General features: G+C 70.3%; 18 protein-coding genes. 9 read left to right on the forward strand and 9 right to left on the reverse strand.

Annotated features, from left to right (window positions below; all coding sequences use genetic code 11):
- The first annotated feature begins 112 nt into the window (after positions 1–112).
- Complete coding sequence (locus OG519_RS08350) at positions 113–349, forward strand: hypothetical protein (protein WP_405580680.1); 237 nt, start codon at positions 113–115, stop codon at positions 347–349.
- A 115-nt stretch (positions 350–464) separates the two neighbouring features.
- A complete protein-coding gene (locus OG519_RS08355) occupies positions 465–1148 on the forward strand; it encodes a DUF4191 domain-containing protein (protein WP_405580682.1) in 684 nt (227 codons plus the stop codon).
- A gap of 83 nt (positions 1149–1231) precedes the next feature.
- On the opposite strand, the gene OG519_RS08360 is transcribed toward OG519_RS08355, so the two are convergent.
- Complete coding sequence (locus OG519_RS08360; RefSeq protein ID WP_405580685.1) at positions 1232–1699, reverse strand: RDD family protein; 468 nt, start codon at positions 1697–1699, stop codon at positions 1232–1234.
- Positions 1700–1896: 197 nt separating this feature from the next.
- Here OG519_RS08360 and glnA point away from each other — a divergent pair, with 197 nt between their 5' ends.
- The gene (gene glnA / locus OG519_RS08365; protein ID WP_405580688.1) at positions 1897–3306 is read left to right on the forward strand and encodes a type I glutamate--ammonia ligase; all 1410 of its coding nucleotides are present in this window, start codon (positions 1897–1899) and stop codon (positions 3304–3306) included.
- A 134-nt stretch (positions 3307–3440) separates the two neighbouring features.
- Here glnA and OG519_RS08370 read toward each other — a convergent pair whose 3' ends face one another.
- The 4 genes from OG519_RS08370 to OG519_RS08385 all read right to left on the reverse strand — a co-directional run bounded on the left by OG519_RS08370 (position 3441) and on the right by OG519_RS08385 (position 8722).
- Positions 3441–5813, reverse strand: a complete 2373-nt coding sequence (locus OG519_RS08370; protein WP_405580691.1) for a hypothetical protein — start codon at positions 5811–5813, stop codon at positions 3441–3443.
- Positions 5814–5847: 34 nt separating this feature from the next.
- Entirely contained in the window at positions 5848–6957 is a 1110-nt protein-coding gene (locus tag OG519_RS08375) for a hypothetical protein (RefSeq protein WP_405580693.1), read from the reverse strand.
- A 361-nt stretch (positions 6958–7318) separates the two neighbouring features.
- Positions 7319–7759: a nuclear transport factor 2 family protein gene (locus tag OG519_RS08380; protein WP_405580696.1), complete on the reverse strand. Its 441-nt coding sequence runs from the start codon at positions 7757–7759 to the stop codon at positions 7319–7321.
- Positions 7760–7855: 96 nt separating this feature from the next.
- Positions 7856–8722 carry an alpha/beta fold hydrolase gene (locus OG519_RS08385; protein ID WP_405580699.1) on the reverse strand — a complete coding sequence of 289 codons (867 nt, stop codon included), beginning with the start codon at positions 8720–8722 and terminating at the stop codon, positions 7856–7858.
- 463 nt (positions 8723–9185) lie between these two features.
- On the opposite strand from OG519_RS08385, the gene OG519_RS08390 reads away from it, so the two are divergent.
- The 3 genes from OG519_RS08390 to lpdA all read left to right on the forward strand — a co-directional run bounded on the left by OG519_RS08390 (position 9186) and on the right by lpdA (position 12955).
- The gene (locus OG519_RS08390) at positions 9186–10238 is read left to right on the forward strand and encodes an SGNH/GDSL hydrolase family protein (protein ID WP_405580702.1); all 1053 of its coding nucleotides are present in this window, start codon (positions 9186–9188) and stop codon (positions 10236–10238) included.
- 206 nt (positions 10239–10444) lie between these two features.
- Positions 10445–11437, forward strand: a complete 993-nt coding sequence (locus OG519_RS08395; protein WP_405580705.1) for a zinc-dependent alcohol dehydrogenase family protein — start codon at positions 10445–10447, stop codon at positions 11435–11437.
- A gap of 117 nt (positions 11438–11554) precedes the next feature.
- Positions 11555–12955, forward strand: a complete 1401-nt coding sequence (gene lpdA, locus OG519_RS08400; protein WP_405580708.1) for a dihydrolipoyl dehydrogenase — start codon at positions 11555–11557, stop codon at positions 12953–12955.
- A gap of 299 nt (positions 12956–13254) precedes the next feature.
- Here the strand turns inward: lpdA and OG519_RS08405 are convergent, their stop codons facing one another.
- From OG519_RS08405 to OG519_RS08415, 3 genes are all read right to left on the reverse strand, one after another.
- On the reverse strand, positions 13255–14046 hold the full coding sequence (locus OG519_RS08405; protein WP_405580710.1) for a hypothetical protein: 792 nt from the start codon (positions 14044–14046) through the stop codon (positions 13255–13257).
- Between the two features lie 127 nt (positions 14047–14173).
- Positions 14174–14812 (reverse strand): hypothetical protein, encoded by a 639-nt coding sequence (locus tag OG519_RS08410; RefSeq protein ID WP_405580712.1) that lies wholly within the window; start codon positions 14810–14812, stop codon positions 14174–14176.
- Positions 14805–15041, reverse strand: coding sequence for a hypothetical protein (locus OG519_RS08415; protein WP_405580714.1), 237 nt, complete (start codon positions 15039–15041; stop codon positions 14805–14807). The genes OG519_RS08410 and OG519_RS08415 overlap by 8 nt, the downstream gene beginning before the upstream one ends.
- Before the next feature lie 462 nt (positions 15042–15503).
- Here OG519_RS08415 and OG519_RS08420 point away from each other — a divergent pair, with 462 nt between their 5' ends.
- Positions 15504–16397 carry an Fpg/Nei family DNA glycosylase gene (locus tag OG519_RS08420; protein WP_405580717.1) on the forward strand — a complete coding sequence of 298 codons (894 nt, stop codon included), beginning with the start codon at positions 15504–15506 and terminating at the stop codon, positions 16395–16397.
- Positions 16398–16539: 142 nt separating this feature from the next.
- The gene (locus OG519_RS08425) at positions 16540–16935 is read left to right on the forward strand and encodes a molybdopterin-binding protein (RefSeq protein ID WP_405580719.1); all 396 of its coding nucleotides are present in this window, start codon (positions 16540–16542) and stop codon (positions 16933–16935) included.
- 42 nt (positions 16936–16977) lie between these two features.
- Here OG519_RS08425 and OG519_RS08430 read toward each other — a convergent pair whose 3' ends face one another.
- Positions 16978–17841 carry an NAD-dependent epimerase/dehydratase family protein gene (locus OG519_RS08430; protein WP_405580722.1) on the reverse strand — a complete coding sequence of 288 codons (864 nt, stop codon included), beginning with the start codon at positions 17839–17841 and terminating at the stop codon, positions 16978–16980.
- 431 nt (positions 17842–18272) lie between these two features.
- Between OG519_RS08430 and OG519_RS08435 the strand changes: the two genes are divergently transcribed.
- The gene (locus OG519_RS08435; RefSeq protein ID WP_405580724.1) at positions 18273–20549 is read left to right on the forward strand and encodes a DEAD/DEAH box helicase; all 2277 of its coding nucleotides are present in this window, start codon (positions 18273–18275) and stop codon (positions 20547–20549) included.
- Positions 20550–20585 lie beyond the last annotated feature (36 nt).

Below are 20585 nucleotides of genomic sequence, written 5' to 3' on the forward strand. Positions count from 1 at the left end.
TATGAGTTTGACCGACTGGTCACCGGCTGGTAACACAGTGTGGCGAGGCTGTTGTCGTGCTTTCACAGGCTTTCGCAGCTCAGCCATTCAGCTCCTCTTCGAAGGGGACGCCATGACGTCCAGGCCCGTGCGCGGCACCCGTCTCACCGTCGTCCGCCCGCATGCTCCGGTCTCCGGGGCGCTGCGGGCCGTCGAGTCTTTTCTGCTCAGCGGTGGCCAGCAGACCGCCCGGCGCAACGCCTGGGCGGCCGTCGTCGCCGACCGCCAGCGTGCCAGGGACCGCCGGGAGGTCGAGCACGAGATGGCGGCGCTGGAGGCGCCGGCGGAAGGGCTTGGCGGCCCCCGCTGAGACCGTGCTGAGCCCCCGGGGCGCCCCGGCACCGCCCCCGGGCCGACCGGACCCGCTTGTCCCCGCCGACCGACCACGGTGACGGCGTACCGACAGGCCACGTATCCTTCTTGGCATGGCGAGGAAGGAACCATCCGAGAACCCTGGACGACTGAAGCAGATCGTCCAGACATACAAGATGACCAGGCAGGCCGACACGAAGATCGGCCTTGTCCTAGCGGCTGTGGGAATCGTCACCTTCGGTGTCATCCTCGCCCTCGGCTTCTTGATCGACCACCCCATCTACGCCGGCATCCTGGGCTTCCTGCTGGCCTTTCTCGCCATGGCGGTCGTCTTCGGCCGCCGCGCCGAGACGGCCGCTTTCGGACAGCTCGAGGGCAAGCCGGGTGCCGCCGCGGCCGTCCTGCAGAACGTCCGCGGCTGGACCGTCAGCCCCGCGGTGGCGATGAACAGGAACCAGGACGTGGTGCACCGGGCCGTCAGCAAGGCCGGTGTGGTCCTCGTCGGCGAGGGCAACCCCAACCGGGTCAAGGGTCTGCTGGCGGGCGAGCGCAAGAGGGTCGCCCGGGTCGTATACGACGTGCCGGTGCGCGACTACATCATCGGTACCGGTGAGGGCGAGCTTCCGCTGAAGAAGATCCGCGCCACGCTGCTCCGGCTGCCGCGGTCGCTGAGCGGCCCGAAGACCACCGAGGTGAACGACCGGCTGCGCTCACTCGGGGACCCGATGAGCAATATGCCGATTCCCAAGGGACCCATGCCGGGCCGCGGCGGGATGCGGATGCCGAGGGGACGCTGAGCGGGTAGCGCGGATCCATGGGCGACGGAGAGGGGCCCGGGGCGCGGTGAGCGCCCCGGGCCCCTCTCCGTCGTTTCGTACGGTCAGATCCGGACCTCGACCGAGCCGGCCGCCTTGTCGTGCAGCCCGCGGCCGTCACGGTCCCAGACGACCGCCGGGATGACGAGCAGCAGCAGCACCGTACGGAGCAGTACGGCCAGGGGCATCAGCCGGCTTCCGTCGAGCCGCACCAGGCGCAGCCCGAGCAGCCGCTTGCCCGGGGTGCTGCCGACCAGCGAGAGGGCGATCACGTTCAGCGCGCCGAAGACGACGAGCGCCCACGGATTGGACGCGCCGTAGTCACGGTGTGCGATCAGGCCGTATGCGATCAGCACGCAGAGAATCCAGTCGATGAACAGGGCGACCAGCCGGCGCCCCACCGACGCGATCGATCCCGGGCCATGCTCGGGCAGCCCCAGCCGCTCGCCCCGATAGCCGAACTCGACGCCCATCTCCTCCGCGGCGGCGCGCGGACCCGAGAGCCACGATCCGATTACTTCCCTGTTGTCCACGCGTCCACGGTAACCCCCCGTGAGAGGGGTCCCACCGCCCGGGTAGCACCGTCCCGATGTGTCGGTTAACTGCCAAGAAACAAATGGGTCATGCTGGAGAAATGCCGGATCCCTATGGTTGGTGCAGTGTGCGCCATCTCACAGGGGCCACTTCGATTGCCAACCCGACCCGCGGGGCCGGGCCTAGGAGGAGTTGGATGTTCCAGAACGCCGACGACGTCAATAGGTACATCTCGGACGAGGGCGTCAAGTTCGTCGACGTCCGATTCTGCGACCTGCCCGGTGTGATGCAGCACTTCACGGTCCCGGTGTCGTCGTTCAACCCCACCGAGGAACTGGCCTTCGACGGCTCGTCCATCCGCGGCTTCCAGGCGATCCACGAGTCGGACATGGCGCTGCGCGCCGACCTCTCGACCGCCCGTGTCGACCCGTTCCGCCGGGACAAGACGCTCAACATCAACTTCTTCATCCACGACCCGATCACCGGCGAGCAGTACAGCCGTGACCCGCGCAACGTGGCGAAGAAGGCCGAGGCGTATCTCGCCTCCACCGGCGTCGCCGACACCGCGTACTTCGGCCCCGAGGCCGAGTTCTACATCTTCGACAACGTTCGGTTCCAGACGTCTGCGAACGAGTCGTTCTACCACATCGACTCCGAGGCGGCCGCCTGGAACACCGGCTCGCTGGAGAACAACCGCGGCTACAAGGTGCGGTACAAGGGCGGCTACTTCCCGGCCCCGCCGGTGGACCACTTCGCCGACCTGCGCGCCGAGATCTCCCTGGAGCTGGAGGCGGCCGGCCTCCAGGTCGAGCGCCAGCACCACGAGGTCGGCACCGCGGGCCAGGCCGAGATCAACTACAAGTTCAACACGCTGCTCGCCGCGGCCGACGACCTGATGCTCTTCAAGTACATCGTGAAGAACGTCGCCTGGCGCAACGGCAAGACCGCGACCTTCATGCCCAAGCCGATCTTCGGTGACAACGGCTCGGGTATGCACGTCCACCAGTCGCTGTGGCAGGGCGGCTCGCCGCTCTTCTACGACGAGGCCGGTTACGCGGGCCTGTCCGACACCGCCCGCTACTACATCGGCGGCATCCTCAAGCACGCCCCGTCGCTGCTCGCCTTCACCAACCCGACGGTGAACTCCTACCACCGGCTGGTCCCCGGCTTCGAGGCCCCGGTCAACCTGGTGTACTCGCAGCGCAACCGCTCGGCCGCGATGCGGATCCCGATCACGGGCTCCAACCCGAAGGCCAAGCGCGTCGAGTTCCGCGCCCCCGACCCGTCCTCCAACCCGTACCTGGCCTTCTCCGCCCTCCTGCTGGCCGGCCTGGACGGTGTCAAGAACAAGATCGAGCCCGCCGAGCCGATCGACAAGGACCTCTACGAGCTGGCCCCCGAGGAGCACGCGAGCGTCCCCCAGGTCCCCACCTCCCTGCCGGCGGTCCTCAACGCCCTCGAAGACGACAACGACTACCTCCAGGCCGGCGGCGTCTTCACCGCGGACCTCATCGAGACGTGGATCGACTTCAAGCGCACGATGGAAATCGCCCCGATCCAGCTCCGCCCGCACCCGCACGAGTTCGAGCTCTACTTCGACATCTAGAAGCCCCTGCGGCAGCGCCGCACGCTCCACCACCCGCGGCGAAGGCCGTCGGCCCCGCCCCCTCAGGGCGGGGCCGACGGCCTTCGCCGCCCGCGCCCCCTGAACTCCGAACAGCACGGGCGTGCGCGGCCTCGTCAGAGGGAGGCCGGCTCCGGCTGAGCCAGCTCCTGGAGGTCCCTGGCGCGCCAGGCGTACGCGAGGTAGTCCTCCCACAAGGCGGTGAACTCCGTCTCCTCCTCGAAGCGCAGGCGGATCGGCTCCCCGGTCTGGGCCAGCCGGGCGCCGATCGGGATCATCTGCGGGCGGTCGTAGTTGGGCATGCCGCACTCGTCCAGTTCCGACGGGCTGACGAGTTCGACCGAGCGCGCCGCCCCGTCGGTCATCCGGGTGACCTTGCGCCGGAAGGAGTCGGTGGACTCTCCGGCCCACATGTAGATGGCGGGCAGCAGGCCGTGTTCGGTGAGCAGGTCGAGTCCCCGCTCGATCATGGCGCACGCCGCCGTGATCTCGGCCGCGCTGGGAAAGTCATCGGCCGGGTGCACCACGCGGTTGCGCACGTCCACGACGCGGCCGTTCTCCAGGGTGGCGGCGAAATCGCGCAGGGCCGTGAGCAACACCTGCCTGCTGTCGTCGCTCAGATCAAGGATGAGCCGGCTGTGCAGGAAGGGGAAGATATAGATCGACGATGCCCTCGCGGAGAAGAACGGCACCCTGTCCGGACTCCTCAAGAACGCGTCCGGTTTCTCCAGAACAAGCTCACACTTGGTCGCGAGGACCCGGAAGGACTTGATCAGCACCCCGAGCGAGTTGCGCCCCTCGGCGTCGTAGACAAACCGATCGGGAAGGCCTTCGGGAGCGGTCATCGTCTCGGTGAGGAACTTCTCCGCCCACGCCCGGCGGAACACGAACCGCCGATGGTGCTCATCGGGATAAGGATCCCCGAGGAGAACCCAGCAGACGAATCGCAGGGTTCCGCCGAGCAGATCCTCGAGCGCCGCGAAGAGGTTGGTGCCCGCGCTCCGGATCTCGTCCACCCGGCTGTCCGGCGGTGTACGGCCTTCCGAAACTTGGAGCATCTGCCGCGCGTACTTCCGCACCGCCGCGTCCGTGCTCTCCGGTGCGTCCAGCGGATACCCGAGTTTCCAGAGGATGCGATCGATCAGCTCGGATTCCTCCTGCGGTGTCCTGGGTACCTGGAACTTGCCGTAGCGGAGAGAGCTGAAGGCGGAGAGCAGCGCCGACCGGTTGTCCAGGATGAGCCTGCTGACGACCTCCCGCGGCGCAGTCCGCTGCAGAAAGTGGTCCAGCCTCGCGATGGCGTCGTTGCCGGGTACCGTGCGCAGCCGCCAGTCCAGGTCCTCGCGCGCCTCCCCGGTGTACAGCGATGTGATCAGATGCTTCAGCGCCACCGGCGCGGTCAGCCGCTGCGACGAACTGAACCGCACTCCGAGGCGACTGGCCTGGGCCTCCGCGCGGAACGCCCCGCCGTCCTCGTGCTTGGGTCTGATGGGGCGGCGCACCTCCGTGCGCCCGACCACGATCCGTCCGTCACTGATCGCCTCCTCCAGTTTCAGCACGAGCGAGGTGTCCGACACGGCGAGCAGGAGCTGGAAGAGCTCCGCGCCCGCGACCGCGTCGGCGATCTCCCGAGCGGGGCGGCGGGCGAGTTCCGCTCCGAGATGGCGGCCGACGAACTCCCGGATGCCGTCGCGGTTCTCCTTCACCAGGGCGGTGAACAGCACCACGCGCTCCGCCTCGGACATGCCGTTGGTCAACAGCCAGGGCAGGCCCCAGCGGTTGTCGGTGCGGAAGAACTCGTCGTCGGGGCGAGCCAAGTCCGCTACCAGCCTGCCGAGTGCGATGTCGACCGGGAAATCCGGCAGGATCGCCTGGTACGCCTTCCCCGATGGTGTACTGCCGGTGCTCAGCCGAGAGTGGTGGACACCGGAGCATCCAGGGTCCAGACATTCAATGGCCGGGCCACAGGTCGTGGGCAGCAGACATCGGTATTCGGGAACGACCAGTATTCCTAAGGGCCCCACCGTCACGTCGGCGATCTGGAAGACGCCCTGCGGGACGCCATTGAGCAGGGCCACGGACTCCTCATTACTGAGGAAACTCCGGGGTTCGTTTCCGTAGACGCGGAGGTACGCGTCGTCCAGATCGCGGCCGAACACCCATGGGTAACGTATACGGCGGTTCTTGACGTCCTCGGCGATCGCTTGCCTCAGGAGTTCGAAGTCCGTGCCCTCGATCGAGAACGTGAGCTCCTTGCCGATGACAATCTCGGCGAACAGCGCCGCTTTCGCATCGCTCGCCGAAAGGCCGGGGACCTCCGCCGTGATGCGGTCGTACCACTCCTTCCCCGTCTCGGAGAGGGTGATGGCCTGGTCGAGGGCGGCCGGGAAGCTGTACTGGTCCTCGAGCAAACAGTGCATCATCATCAGACGGAGGGCGTTCAGCCGCTGGAGTGTCGGGTCGGTCGGGTCGAGACTCACCGATGCCATGGTGCTGCCTTCCTGGCGCTGGGAACGAGCGGGATCAATCGTCGATACGTCGGCTGATGGCACGGAGCATGGCGCGCACCGGAGGCAGCAGTACGGCCGCGAGCGAGGCCACCGCGCCCACGGCGGTCCACACCGCGAAACTCCGGGCACCGCTTCCACCCCACAGTGCCCCGGCCGCGTACGACAGGCCGAAGGGCAGCCCCAGCACGGTCACGAGGCCGAGTACGGCGTTGACCGAACGCGCGCCGGCGGCCTCGACATAGCGCGCCGTATCCGCCAGATCGTCGACGAGGCGGGCGCGCAGCTCCGGCACCCGGTGTTGCGCGAAGTACTGGCGGAGGATCTCGTTTCCCTTGCCGTGTGCGGTGATGTGGTCTCTGCCGAACGTTCGCCGCAACTCGATGAGGCGGCCCTCCAGGACTTCGAGCTGTCCGGCTCCCAAGCGGTCGAGCCCGATGGTGGCGATCTGGTTGGCGAGCGTGTTGAGCGCGTTCGCCTGCATCCGGCCGAGCAGCAGGACATCGAGATAAATACTGTGCACGTAGGTCTCGGCAGCCGCGTGGAAGACGTTCTCCCCACCGGGGTCGGGACTCGTCCCGACGAACGCGACGCCGTCGCGGAGCACCAGGGCCTGCCAGTCGGCGGAGAACCGGACGCGTCCCTCGAAGAGCGAGGGGTCCTCGGGGTCCGGTGGGAACAGCGACTCGGGGGCGGCGGAGGCGAGGCACCAGAGCCACTGGTCCCTGGCCGGCCAGGAGCCGTACGCGGGAGACATGGTCGGCTGCGCGGCGCCGCCGAACGTCACATGAGCGAGCGTCGAGGCCCTGCGCACCTGGCTGGGGATGGTGACGCCGTCGGGCATCAACGCCTGGAGGCGGGAGCGGTTGGCCGCGCCGGCCGGTGAGGAGGACAGGTCGCACAGCCCGGCGAGGTCGCCGACGGGATCCGCCCCGAACCTGAGGTGAAGGACGGCGAGGCCGGTCCGTTCCCCGGAGAAAGCGGGGGCTTGAAGTATTTCCACCGCGGCCACCGCGGCATCGGCCGGGCAGGCCGAGGACTCTCGATGCCAGCGAACGGCTGGGCCCTGCCCGCCATAGAGGGTCTGCGCGACTCTCGACTCGAAGTAATTGAGCCGGGCGGTCATGTCGGCGGCTCGCGCCTGCGGCGAACCGGAAGGCCAGAGTGATGAGGCGGAGAGCGGACCCGTCGCCCAGTCCGGACCACGCTCGATCGCGACCGGGACTATCAGACAACCGCTCTTGCGTACCAGAGTCACCCGCCCCGCCCCCGCCGGCCTTTCACGCCGTGATCCCGCTTCGGCAGCATATAGCCGCGGGGCTTCCCCAGGGCGGAATACCGAAATAACCCGTCATACGATGGGCCGGTGCCGGGTGACGCATCCAGGTGCCGGCGGGAGCGGCCGGGGCGACGCATCCGGGTGCCGGCGGGGCCCGGTCGCTGGGGCCCGCCGACATCGGGTGGGTGGGATGTGCGGGGGCCGGGGGTTAGTTGGGGGCGGTGACGGTGCGGACGACGAGGTCGGTGTCTTCGAAGAGGTGGAAGCGGACGATGCGGCCGGCCTCGACGGTGAAGCGGAAGGCCATCAGGGTGGTCAGGCGGCGGCCGTTGGCGGCGACGGTGTGGCTCGATTTGCCGACCGCCACCAGGTCGGGGCCGTCGACCAGCATCTTGTCGACGCTGACCTCGCTCTCGTCGTGGACGAAGACCGGCCAGAGCGTTCTGAAGTAGTCGGGGACCTGCTCGCGCCGGGTCCGCTGCCCCGCCCAGGGCAGCACCTTCTCGTCGCCCGGCACGAACCAGTCGATCTCCTCGGCGAAGACGTCGGCCACCCGGTCGGCGTCCCCTTCGCCGACCAGACGGAAGAACGTGCCTACGGTTTCTCGGACTTCGGCCTCCTGGGCCGCGCGCTCAGCGTTGTCAGCCATCCGTCACCTCTACCCACTCCGCTGCCCTTTGGCACCGGCGTGGGCGAGGTCGGCACGGTCACCATGCCCCGCGGGGCAAAGCGAGCTGAGGAACCGTCAGGCGACGACGCGGCCCAGGAAGCCGTGGATGTAGCCGCTCATGGCGTCCAGGTGGCTCTCCAGGGCGAAGTGCCCGGCCGGCAGCAGGTGGATCTCCGCCTCGGGCAGGTCGCGGGAGAACGCCTTCGCCCCGTCGGGCCCGAAGATCTCGTCCCCTTCGCCCCAAACGGCCAGCAACGGCACCTGGCTGGTGCGGAAGTACTCCTGCACCGTCGGGTAGCCGTCGATGTTGGTCGGGTAGTCGCGGAAGAGCGCGAGCTGCACATCGTCGTTGCCGGGGCGGTCGAGCAGCGCCTGGTCGTGGTCCCACGCCTCGGGATTGACCAGGCTCTTGTCCGCGACGCCGTTCTGGTACTGCCAGCGGGTGGTCTCGGGGCCGAGCTTGGCGCGAGCGCCCGGTTCGGTGTCCGGACCCGGGTGGGTGGCGTACGCGAAGAGCGAGTCCCAGAACGGCTGGGCGAAGCCGTCCATGTAGGCGTTGCCGCTCTGCGAGATGACCGAGGTGATCTCGTACGCCGGGTTGAGGGCCAGCCGCCAGCCGATCGGGGCGCCGTAGTCGTGTACGTAGATCGAGAAGCGGTCGATGCCCAACTGGTCGAGCAGGCCCGCCGTGACGCTGGCCAGATTGTCGAAGGTGTAGTCGAACTCGTCCACCGTCGGCATGGCCGATTCGCCGTACCCGATGTGGTCAGGGGCGATCACGTGATAGCGGTCGGCGAGCGCCGGGACGAGATGGCGGAACATATGGGAGCTGCTGGGAAATCCGTGCAGCAGCAGCAGGACCGGTGCGTCGATGGGGCCGGCCTCGCGGTAGAAGACCTCTTGCCCGTTCACCTTCGCCGTCTTGTAGTGCGTGGAAACCACGTCGACCTCCAGGATGCGCGTCAGCGCGCTCGCGCGCCAAGTCCGCCCGGATGCATACCTCGTCGGAGAAATACGCGAGAAATACGCGAGAGGTATGGGAAAGGCATGGGAAAAGCGATGCCCGGGGCGGTTTCATCGAGGGCTCGGGGAATGTCGTCCCGCGGTGGCTGCTCACCTCACGACAGATGGCGCTCGTGCCACGTCTCCACGCTAGTTCAGCCCTGGTGCTCAGGCAACGGCTGGGGCGGGTGGTGCGGGAGTGGCACGGGGGTCCGGGGTGGTGGAGTGGCCGGGGTGGCGCGGGGCGGGGGCCGGGGTGGCCGGGCCTCTGCGGCGGGTTCGGACATCGGTTCAACCCGATCGAGGGGTTTGAGCCGCGAGATATATCACTCTGTGTAGTCATGGCGTACGTTCGGTGATGAAGCCGGTGGGAGAGACCCCGGCGATCTTCCAAGGAGCTGTCGTGACCAGATTCGGCCTGCCCGCCTTCAGACACCGCGCCTCCGTCCGGCTGGCGGTGGCCGTGGCCGCCTCCGTGGCCGCGGCGGCCTCGGCCCTCGCGCCCGGCGCCGCGTCCGCTTCCCCCGCACCTTCGGCCGTCCCCGCGGCGGACCATCGACCGCAGTACGTGGCGCTGGGCGACTCCTACAGCGCGGGGGTCTACGTGCGCCCCTGGGAGGACCACGACGGCTGCGGGCGCTCGTACCGCAACTATCCCCACCAGGTGGCCGAAGCGCTGGGGCTGCGCCTGCACGACGTGACCTGCGGCGCGGCCGAGGTCGTGGACGGAGTGCTGGCACCGCAGCCCAGCGAGAAGATCTACGGCCCGCCCTCGATCCCACCACCCGGCGGCTGGGATCCCAGACCCGCGCAGATCGGGGCGCTGAGTCCGGCGACCGACTACGTGACCGTCGGGGTCGGCGGCAACTCGCTCGGATTCGGCGCCATCGTGGCCAAGTGCTCTGCCCTCGGTCTGTCGCACTTCGGCCTCGGCTCGCCCTGCGAGCACTACTACACGGAGGGTGAGGGCCACGCCTGGCTGGCGGAGAAGCGCCGGGAACTCACCGAGGACTACAGCCTGATGCTGCACGCGATCCGGCGGGCCGCGCCGAACGCCACGGTCGCCGTCGTGGGGTACCCGGCGATCGTGCCGACCTCGGCGGGATGCAACTGGCTCACCTTCCGGCAGCTCGGGTCCATCGCCAAGGGCGACATGCCATGGCTGGACGCGCTCGAACAGGGGCTCAACCACACGCTGCGGACCGCGGCCCTCGAACACCACGACCAGTACGTGGACACGTACACCAGCAGCGAGGCCCACGGCGTGTGCGCGGCCGGCGCGGCCAAGTGGATGTACGGGGTCAGGGACGACCTGACCGGCGAAGGGGACCAGACCGACACGCCGTCGCCGGCGTGTGAGGAGATCCCCGGCACCGGGGAGGCCTGCACCTTCGTCCACCCGAACGCCTCGGGCCTCGACAACCAGGCGAGGCAGGTCATCGCGGCACTGAGTTGACGCTTCTCCCGGCGGCACCAGGGCGCATCGACGCCAGGTGCGCCCGTCCGCCGCCGGGAGGCACACCCACCGATCGGCGCACCAGTCATCCACCCGCCGCTCGCCCCCTCACCCGACAGAAACAGATCGGTGTACGATCCTGGCCAACGGGAAACAGGTCTGTTTCCCGGCGCCCCCCGGGACATGTGAAAGGACATCGGATCCACATGGCTCTGCACGTACAGTTCGACACGACCGGCGGCCCCGAAGTGCTCACCCTCCGGGAGGTGGCCGTCGGTGCCCCCGGCCCGGGAGAGCTGCTCATCAGCGTCGACGCCATCGGTGTGAACCGGGCCGACGCGATGTTCCGCCAGGGCCGGTACTTCTATCCGCCCGCCTCCCCCTCGGGCCTCGGGTACGAGGCCGCCGGAACCGTGGCAGCCGTCGGCCCCGGCGTCCCGGACTTCGCGCCCGGCGACAGCGTCAGCGTGGTGCCCGCCTTCAAGCTCACCGACTACGGCACCTACGGCGACCAGGTGCTGCTGCCGGCCACCGCCGTCCTGCCGCGGCCCGCGGACAGCGACCCGGTCATCGCGGCGGCGGCGTGGATGGGCTATCTGACCGGATACGGCGCGCTCGCGGAGGACAGCCAGGTCGCGCCCGGTGAAGCCGTCCTGATCACCGCGGCCTCGGGGGCGGTCGGGCTGGCCGCGATCCAGGTGGTGAACCGGATGGGTGGCGTACCGATCGCCACCACCCGGACCGCCGGGAAGAGGCAGCGCCTGCTCGACGCCGGCGCCGCACATGTCGTCGTCACCGAGGAGGAGGATCTGGTCGCGCGGGTCAAGGCGATCACCGACGGCCGGGGGGTGCGTACCGCGATGGACCCGATCGGCGGTCCCGGCCTGGCCGAGGTCGCCGCGACGGTCGCCCCGGGCGGCCGGCTGCTCGTCTACGGCGCGCTGGATCCGCGCGACGACCTGACCTTGCCGATACCGTCGTTTCCCGGCATCGACGCCCGCCTCTTCGTGCAGTTCCCCATCGGCGGGGACCCCGCGCGACTGCGCCGCGCCACCGCTTTCGTGAACGGCGGTCTCGCCTCCGGAGCGCTCGCGCCGGTCGTGGACCGTACCTTCGATCTGACGGAGGCCGTCGAGGCGCACCGCTATCTGGAGTCGAACGCGCAGTTCGGCAAGATCGTGCTCACCGTGCGGCACTGATCCGGCCGATCGCCGGCGCCGGGGCCGGGGCCGGGGCGGCCGGGCGCCGGACGCGGCGCGGGACGACTCGCCCGGCCAAAGGACCGGCGGGCCCAACTGGAAGCCTATGGTGCTGACATGAGTGGACACTTTGACGTCATCGTCCTGGGCGCCGGCCCCGGCGGATACACCGCCGCCGTGCGCTGCGCCCAGTTGGGCCTATCGGTGGCCGTCGTGGAGGAGCGCTACTGGGGCGGGGTCTGCCTCAACGTCGGGTGCATCCCGTCGAAGGCGCTGCTCCGCAACGCCGAACTCGCGCACATCTTCCAGCAGGAGGCGAAGACCTTCGGCATCCGGGTCGAGGGCACCGTGACCTTCGACTACCGGGAGGCGTACACGCGCAGCCGCCGGGTGGCCGACGGCCGGGTCCGGGGCGTGCACTATCTGATGAAGAAGAACGCCATCACCGAGTACACCGGGTCCGGTACCTTCACCGACGCGCACACCCTGTCGGTACGGACCTCGGACGGCGCACAGGAGAACCTCACCTTCGACCACTGCGTGATCGCCGCGGGGGCCACCACCAGGCTGCTGCCCGGCACGACGCTCAGCGAACGGGTCGTCACGTACGAGGAGCAGATCCTCAGCGATGAGCTTCCCGGCAGCATCGTCATCGCCGGGGCCGGGGCCATCGGGGTGGAGTTCGCGTATGTGCTGCGCAACTACGGGGTGGCGGTGACGCTGGTGGAGTTCCTCGACCGGCTGGTGCCGCTGGAGGACGAGGAGGTCTCGGCCGAGCTGGCCAAGGCGTACCGCAGGCTCGGCATCGAGGTGCTCACCTCCACCCGGGTCGAGTCGATCGACGACTCCGGCGAGAAGGTCCTCGTCCATGTGTCGACCGGCGGGCAGCAGCAGACGCTCGAGACCGACAAGGTGATGCAGGCGATCGGCTTCCAGCCCCGGGTGGCCGGTTACGGGCTGGAGAACACCGGCGTCCTGCTGACCGAGCGGGGCGCGATCGACGTCGACGGGCGCTGCCGCACCAATGTCCCGCACATCTTCGCCATCGGCGATGTGACCGCGAAGCTGATGCTCGCGCACGCCGCCGAGTCAATGGGCGTGATCGCGGCCGAGACCATCGCCGACGCGGAGACGATGGAACTCGACTATGTGATGATCCCCCGGGCCACCTTCTGCCAGCCGCAGATCGCCAGCTTCGGCTGGACCGAGGCGCAGGCACGGGAGCGGGGCTTCGACGTGAAGGTGCAGAAGTTCCCGTTCACGGCGAACGGCAAGGCCCAGGGACTCGGCGAGCCGACCGGCTTTGTGAAGCTCCTCAGCGACGGCCGGCACGGCGAACTGCTCGGCGCCCACCTGATCGGCCCCGAGGTCACCGAGCTGCTGCCCGAGCTGACGCTGGCCCAGCAGTGGGACCTGACCGTGCATGAGGTGGCCCGCAATGTCCACGCCCACCCCACCCTGGGCGAGGCGGTCAAGGAAGCGGTGCACGGCCTGGCCGGTCACATGATCAACCTCTAGCCCCCGGTGCGGCGGTGCTCCCTCGACCGCCGAGACGTTGATCGGACAGCGGTGGGCGTACGGGGAGGCGTCCAGCAGCGGCAGCAATCGGTCGGCGTCCACGAAGGGCAGCAGCCCGGCCTCGTCGGTTCCCTGGTGGGGGGTGTGCTCCGGCGCCGGGACGAGGTCCGGCCGGGCGGCGCCGGCCGACGCGCGGGCGGGGGCGGGGATGGAGAGGGCCCGTACCGGAGACCTCGCGGTGCGGGCCGGTACGGGCCGTGGGGAGCGGTCGAGAGGAGCGGAGGGGGCCGGGGGCGGGGCTAACTCCAGGTCACCACGTCCGCCGTGTTCCAGTAACCGGTGTCGAAGGCGATGTCCCCGTACGCCGCCGTGCCGGGAACGCGCGGCCGGCAGTGGCAGCAGACCTTGTAGCCGGCGCCTTCCTGGTAACCGGAACCCTCCTGGTAGCCGGCGCTCTCGTGGTAACCGGCGCTGTCGTGGTAACCGGCGCTGTCGTAATAACCCACCCCTTCCTGGGGTTCGGCCTGTCGTCTGACCCATTCGGTCGCCTCCTCCGGCGTCATGACCTGCATCCCGGCCGCCCAGGCCGTGCTGCACACTCCTTGGTGGGCGAACGCGGGCAGTCCCGCGAGGCACCAGGGCGAACCCACCGGCTCGACCCGGCCGACGAAGCGGGCCACCTTGGCGCACTCGCTCCGGTGCAGGGTGTGCTTCCCCGCCGCGTACGGATAGTTGTCCGGGTCCGACAGCCGCACCTTGTGGGTGAAGGACTCGGCCGCGATGGCGTCGAACTCCGCCCTGGCCTCGTCGCACACGGCGCAGCCGTGCGGGCAGTCGTCCCCGATCCGGTCCTTGATCCTGTCCCTGTCGACGTAACCGCCCGGCTGGTCGTCCGGGGGGAACCGCCGGGCGAAGGTCTCCAGCGCGTCGTGGAGATCCTGCGCGGTGAGGTGGCCCCGGTCGACCAGGCCGATCATCTCCATGACGGCCGGAAGCTCCATCACCAACCGCGACCCGCCAGGAGCGGGCGGGGAGTCGGTGTGGTGCATTCCCCAGACGAACCAGTCCGCTGCGTACCGGCTTTCGATCATTTACCTGGTCGTTCTCTCTTCGAGGAGGACGGTGGACCTCTCATCCGCCTGCCGGGGGCGGGCCGGCTCCGCGCCCGGAGGCCCGGGCGGTCTTTCGGGCGGTGGCAGGGGTCGCGTCCCGGTGGGGTCAGTGTTTGCGCTGGTGGGGGAGCTTGGCATGGCGGGGATGGAAGAGGGTGATCTGACGGAAGAGCAGATGGAAACTGGCCAGCGCGGAGAGGGGCGGCAGCCCCGCGGTCGCCACCGCGGTGATCGTTCTCGGCGCGGCGGCGATGCACAGGGCCATCGCGACCAGGGAGAAGAGGATCACCGCGAGCCAGGCCCCGCGTACCTGCTTGCGGTGCGCCACCGCGTGCAGCACGGACAGCGCGCCGAGGAACCACGGCCCGTAGACCAGCAGCGGCCAGGAGGAGGCGAGCCCTTGGGCGGTCGGGGAGGCGAGTTGGCGCAGGGGTTCGTACGAGACCATCGCGCCGAGCACGCTGACGGTGGTGGCGATGGCGGCGGTGGTGGCGGCGACGGCGACGCTGAGCACGGTCGGCCACCGCACCCGGACGCGGCGGCGCGGGCGGCGCCGGTCCACCCGGGGGACCACCCGCAACGGCACGTCCTCACGCGGCGACTGCCGGAAGAACTGCTCGAACTCGCCGTCGAGATCCCACTGGTCGGTGTGCTCGTCCGGACGCGGCGGCGGGAAGTCCGGCACCTGCTCCGGCTCGACGTATGCCTCGGCGGTGATCAGGGGGTGAACATCATATTCATACATCGTAGGGCCACCCCGATCGGGAGACGCGCTGATGAGCGCTTCTGGCCGAGGCGTCGAGTTGTGCGGCCTCCCATCGCAGGGTGAAGTCGGCTTCGATGCGTCCCATCTGGGCGAGGAATTCGCCGAGCAGGGCGCGGCACGACGGCGGGCCGCCGGACGCGTCGCTGAATTCGGCGCCGTGCGCCGCCTCGCCAGGACCGCTCCCGGTGGAGAACGTCCATGGTTGCACACCGTAACCGGCAGGTGGCAAGCCTGCGTCCGGGGAATGGAGAGGGCCAGAAGGCGTATTCACACCACGTTCAACGAGTTCGCGATTGAGCCGGGACGAAGCAATCGGGTGAAAACAGGTCGGCATTCGGTTAGATCGTTTGCCGGGTATCGGGTCATTCGGTGAAGAACAGGTGGGGACCGGTTGGGACAGGTAGAGACAGATCGGGATAAGTAGGGACGAATTGTGACAGGTGGGGACAGTGAGAGGAAGGGGTACGCGCGTGCGCCGCTTCACCTGTCCGGTGCGACGTCGGGCGCGACGCTCCGGCCGGTCGCCGGTCGCCGGTCGCCGGTCGCCGGTCGCCGGTCGCCGGTCGCCGGTCGCCACAAAAGGGGGAACACGGTCCTGGAGAGAGCAGTCGGCGCGGGCCGCCGGGCATGCGGAAGGGCGTTCCGGTCGGCCTGGTGCAAACTGGGAGGTATGCCTGAGTTGCCAGAGGTCGAGGCCCTGCGGGGATTCTTGGCGCACCATCTCATCGGAGCGGCCGCGAAGGGCGGAGCGGCCGCAGGGGTGGTGAAGCGGGTGTACCCGGTGGCGGTACACGCGCTGAAGACGTACGAGCCCCCGCTGACCGCCTTCGAGGGCCGCGCCTTCGACGGGGTGGAGCGGTACGGGAAGTTCCTGGCGCTGCGGGCCGGGGATCTCCACCTGGTGATGCACCTGGCCCGGGGCGGCTGGGTGCGCTGGAGCGAGAAGCTGCCGGAGCTGCCGCCGCGGCCGGGCAAGGGACCGCTGGCGCTGCGGGTGCGGCTGACGGAGCCGGCCGGAACCGGCTTCGACGTGACCGAGGCCGGCACGCAGAAGAAGCTGGCCGTCTACGTGGTGCGGGATCCGCAAGCGGTGCCGGGGGTGGCCCGGCTGGGTCCCGATCCCTTCGACGAGGCCTTTACACTGCCGGTCTTCACCGCGCTGCTGGACGGGGAGCGGCGGCAGATCAAGGGTGTGCTGCGGGATCAGGCCGTGCTGGCGGGGATCGGCAACGCCTACTCGGACGAGATTCTGCACGCCGCCCGGATGTCGCCCTTCAAGCTGGCCGCGAAGCTCGACCATGAGGAGGTCGCCCGGATCTACGCGGCGATCGGGACGACGCTCGGCGAGGCGGTGGAACGCTCCCGGGGGCTGCCACTGCGTGACCTCAAGGCGGAGAAGAAGAGCGGGCTGCGGGTGCACGGGCGCAAGGGCGAGGCGTGTCCGGTCTGCGGCGACACCATCCGCGAGGTCTCCTTCAGCGACTCGGCGCTCCAGTACTGCCCCACCTGCCAGACCGGCGGCAAGCCGCTCGCCGACCGAAGGCTCTCCCGGTTGCTGAAGTAGACCGACCGACCCGCCGACCGACCCGCCGGCCTGCCCGACCGGCCCCCCGGATCGGCCTCGCTGCTTGGACCGGCCCGCCCCCTCAGCGTGCCGGGGCCCGCGACGCCGCGGGGACCCAAACGACAGGCCCTAGGCTGACCGCATGCAGTCGTACACCATTGGGCAGGCCGCCCGCCTGCTCGGCGTCAGCCCGGACACCGCCCGGCGCTGGGCGGACGCGGGACGGGTCGCCACCCACCGTGACGAGGCCGGCCGCCGCCTCATCGACGGCCGTGACCTCGCCGCCTTCTCGGTGGAGCTGGGGCAGACCTCGGCCGAAGGACCGGAGCCTGCCGTCACCTCGGTCCGCAACGCGTTTCCCGGCATCGTGACCGCCGTCAAGCTCGGTGATGTCGCCGCCCAGGTCGAGATCCAGGCCGGCCCGCACCGGCTGGTCTCCCTGGTGACCCGCGAGGCGGTGGAGGAGCTCGGCCTCGAAGTGGGGGCGGAGGCGATCGCCCGGGTCAAATCGACCAATGTGCACATCGACCGGGTGTGAACCACCGGCGTTCCGCGGGCGCCGCCCCGATCGGCCGGCCGGTCACGCCTGGTCGTGCAGGACGTCCCGCCAGGAGTGCCGCGGGGCATAGCCGAGAGCGTCGCGGGCGCGGTCGATGCTCAGCAGCGTCTCGTAGGTGCCGACCGGGCGGGTGAGCTCGACGCCGGGGAAGACCTCGGCGAGGAGGTCGGCGGACGGGCGGTTCATGATCGTGTCGGCGGCGGCGATCACGAAGGAGGACGCGCCGCTGAGGTCGGCGGTCAGCGAGAGGCGGCAGGCCTGGGCCGCGTCGCGGGCGTCCACGTATCCCCAGAGGTTCCACTTGCGCAGGTGGGGGTCGGACCAGTAGGTGGGGACGAGCTGGTAGTCCCGCTCGACGTGGACGTTGGACAGGCGCAGCGCGACGAAGGGGATGCCGGACCACTCGGCGATGTGCCCGGCGGTGGTCTCGCTCGCGGTCTTGGACAGGGCGTAGGTGGAGGTGGGGAAGGGGTAGTGGGCCTCGTCGACCGGGGCGTAACGGGGCGGGGTGTCGAAGGGGAGGCCGAGGGTGGTCTCGCTGGAGGCCCAGACCACCCGGGAGAGCTTGTTGTGGGCGGCGGCGAGGAAGACGTTGTTGTTCATCGCCAGGTTGGCGTTGAGGGTGTGGGCCGCCGGGAAGAGGCCGGGGGCAGGGATGTTGGCGAGGTGCACGACGGTGTCGACGTCGGCGAGGATGTCCACGGCCTGGCCATAGTCGGTGAGGTCGGCGCAGATCAGGGAGGCGCCGAGGGTGGCCATCCGGTCGCGGTCCTCTGGGGTGGCGACCAGGTCGACGGCGAGGACGTCATGGCCGTGCGCGACCAGGTCGGCGGCGACGACGCGGCCGGTTTTGCCGGTGGCTCCGGTGAGGGCGGTTTTGGGCATGGCGGGCTCCGGGGGTTTGCGGTTTTGGGCTTGATCGACTGTGGCTTCAGCTTGGCATAGCTCTTTTTGGAGGGCGTGGGGGGCTGTGGATAACTCGCCGGGTGGGTACCGTGGCCTTGGGTTCTCCTCCCCCGGTCAACGCGCCCGGCGAGCACCGTGCCCTTGGGTTCCCCTCCCCCGCGCCAACGCACCCCGCGAGCACCGTGCCCTTGCGCAGTTCCCCGCGCCCCTGAAAAACCTCGCGTGCCCTCTCCCCCGTCAACGCACCCCGCGACCCCGCGGCCCCAAAAAACCTTGCGCGCCCACCCGGCAACGCACCCCGCGGGACCGAAAACCCTGCGCCCGGGTGGAGTTGGTTGGCTCGCAGGGGGGCGTCGTAGGGTGGGGGTTTGGTGGGGTGGTGCGGGCTTGGGGGAGGGAGGGCGGGGGGAATGGGCGCTGTGGGGGTGGGGGTCGGGCGGGCGGCGGCGGGGGTGTTGGGGCGGGCCGAGGAGCTGCGGCGGGGGGCGCGGGAGGTTGTCGCGGACTATGACGCGGCGCGGGGCGCGGTGGCGGAGGCGTTGGGGCCGCTCAGGGATCGGTTGGTGCGGCGGGAGTTGGCCGCGATGCCGGTCGCGCGGCTCGCGGACGCCACCGAGGGCCGGCTGCGGATCACCGCGCTGGAGAAGGCGGGGTACGCCACCGTCGGCCGGGTCCGTGAGGCGAGCGCGTACGAGCTGAGCCAGCTGCCCGGGGTGGGACGGGCCACGGTCGCGCAGGCCCAGGCGGCCGCCGCCCAACTCGCCGCGGCCGTCGAGGAGACGGTGGCCGTACCGCTGGACGCCGGGCAGCGCGATGACCCGGCGAGCGGGACGCTGGTGCTGGCCCTGCACCGGCTGGTGGCGGCCGGGCCGCAGGCGGCGCGGTCGCGGGAGTTCGCGGCGCGGACCGAGCAGGAGCTGTCCGCGCTGATGGCGGCGGCGCGGCCGGCCCGGGGGCGGGTGACGATGCTGCTCGCGGGGCGGCGGCGCAGGGACGCGGCCCGGGACGCGCTGGCCGAGTTGGAGGGGCTGCTGCGGACCGCGGAGCGGGACGGCGCCGCGCTGCTCTTCACCCAGGCGTCGGTCGACCTGCTCCGGGTCTCCGGCTCAGGACCCGACGCGGTCGCCGAGGCCTGGCTCGAGTTCGAGTTGCGGGCCGCGGAATTCCACGGCGTGCTCGGCGAGTTCGGTGGCCCGGCGCCCGACGCGGCGGCGGCGCAGGGCTTTTTGCCGACCGAGCTGGCCGACCGGGTGCGCGCCCAGCCGCTGGACGACCGGCACCGCCGGGTCTCGCTCCGCGGCTACCAGGCGTTCGGCGCCCGCTTCGCACTGGCGCAGCGCCGGGTGGTGCTCGGCGACGAGATGGGGCTGGGCAAGACCGTGCAGGCGATCGCCGCGATGGCGCATCTCAAGGCGGAGGGGCGGACGCACTTCCTGGTGGTGTGCCCCGCCAGCGTGCTGGTCAACTGGCTGCGCGAGATCGAGTCCCGCAGCACCCTGAACGCCTATCGGGTGCACGGGCCCGACCGGGCCCTGGCGCTGAGGGAGTGGCTGGCCGGCGGCGATGTCGCGGTCACCACCTATGAGGCGCTGCGCGCCCTGGACGCGGTCCGCGACTCCCCCGACGGGCCGCTCGGCATGCTGGTGGCCGACGAGGCGCACTACGTGAAGAACCCGCAGACCCGCCGGGCCAAGGCGCTGATGACCTGGCTGGAGCGGGCCGACCGGGTGCTGCTGCTCACCGGCACGCCGATGGAGAACCGGGTCGAGGAGTTCCGCAACCTGGTGGCGTACGTCTCCCCCGAGTTGCTGCCGGGGATACGCCGCAGTCTGTCGGCGGCGGGACCGCAGGCGTTCCGCAAGGCGGTCGGCCCGGTGTACCTGCGGCGCAACCAGGAGGACGTGCTCGGCGAACTGCCGGAGCTGGTCCGGGTGGACGAGTGGGAGGAGCTGTCCAGGGCCGATCTGGCCGCCTACCGGCGGGCGGTCGCGGCGGGGAACTTCATGGCGATGCGCCGGGCGGCGTACGCCGATCCGGTCCGCTCGGCGAAGCTGCAACGGCTGCGGGAGGTGGTCGGGGAGGCGGCGGACCATGAGCTGAAGGTGGTGGTCTTCTCCTACTTCCGCGCGGTGCTCGACACGGTCGCGGCCGCGCTGGGCGGCGGCCCTGGGCCCTCCCCGGTGGTCGGGGCCATCACGGGCAGCACGCCGGCCGTCGAACGGCAGGCGCTGGCGGACGAGTTCACCGCGGTGGCCGGCCACGCGGTGCTGCTCGCGCAGATCGACGCCGGCGGCGTCGGCCTCAACCTCCAGGCGGCTTCCGTGGTGGTGCTGTGCGAGCCGCAGATCAAGCCGACGATGGAGGAGCAGGCGATCGCCAGGGCGCACCGGATGGGCCAGATCCGCCGGGTGCGGGTGCACCGGCTGCTCGGCGTGGACAGTGTCGACCAGCGGATGCTGGAGATCCTGGCCGGGAAGACCCGCGCCTTCGACGCCTATGCCCGGCAGAGCGACACCGCCGAGTCCGCGCCGGAGGCCCTGGACATATCGGAACAGTCGCTGGCGCGGCTGGTGGTGGAGGCCGAGCAGCAGCGTCTTTCCGGTGGTCGGGGAGCGGCCGTGTCGATGACCAAGGCCCCGGTGGCAGGGCAGAGGACCGACCACGCGCTGTGCGACGACGACGCGTAGGCGCCGCACCGCGCGTGGCCGGGGCTGGGGAGGGCC

This window comes from Streptomyces sp. NBC_01190, assembly GCF_045039895.1.
Classification (GTDB): Bacteria; Actinomycetota; Actinomycetes; order Streptomycetales; family Streptomycetaceae; genus Actinacidiphila.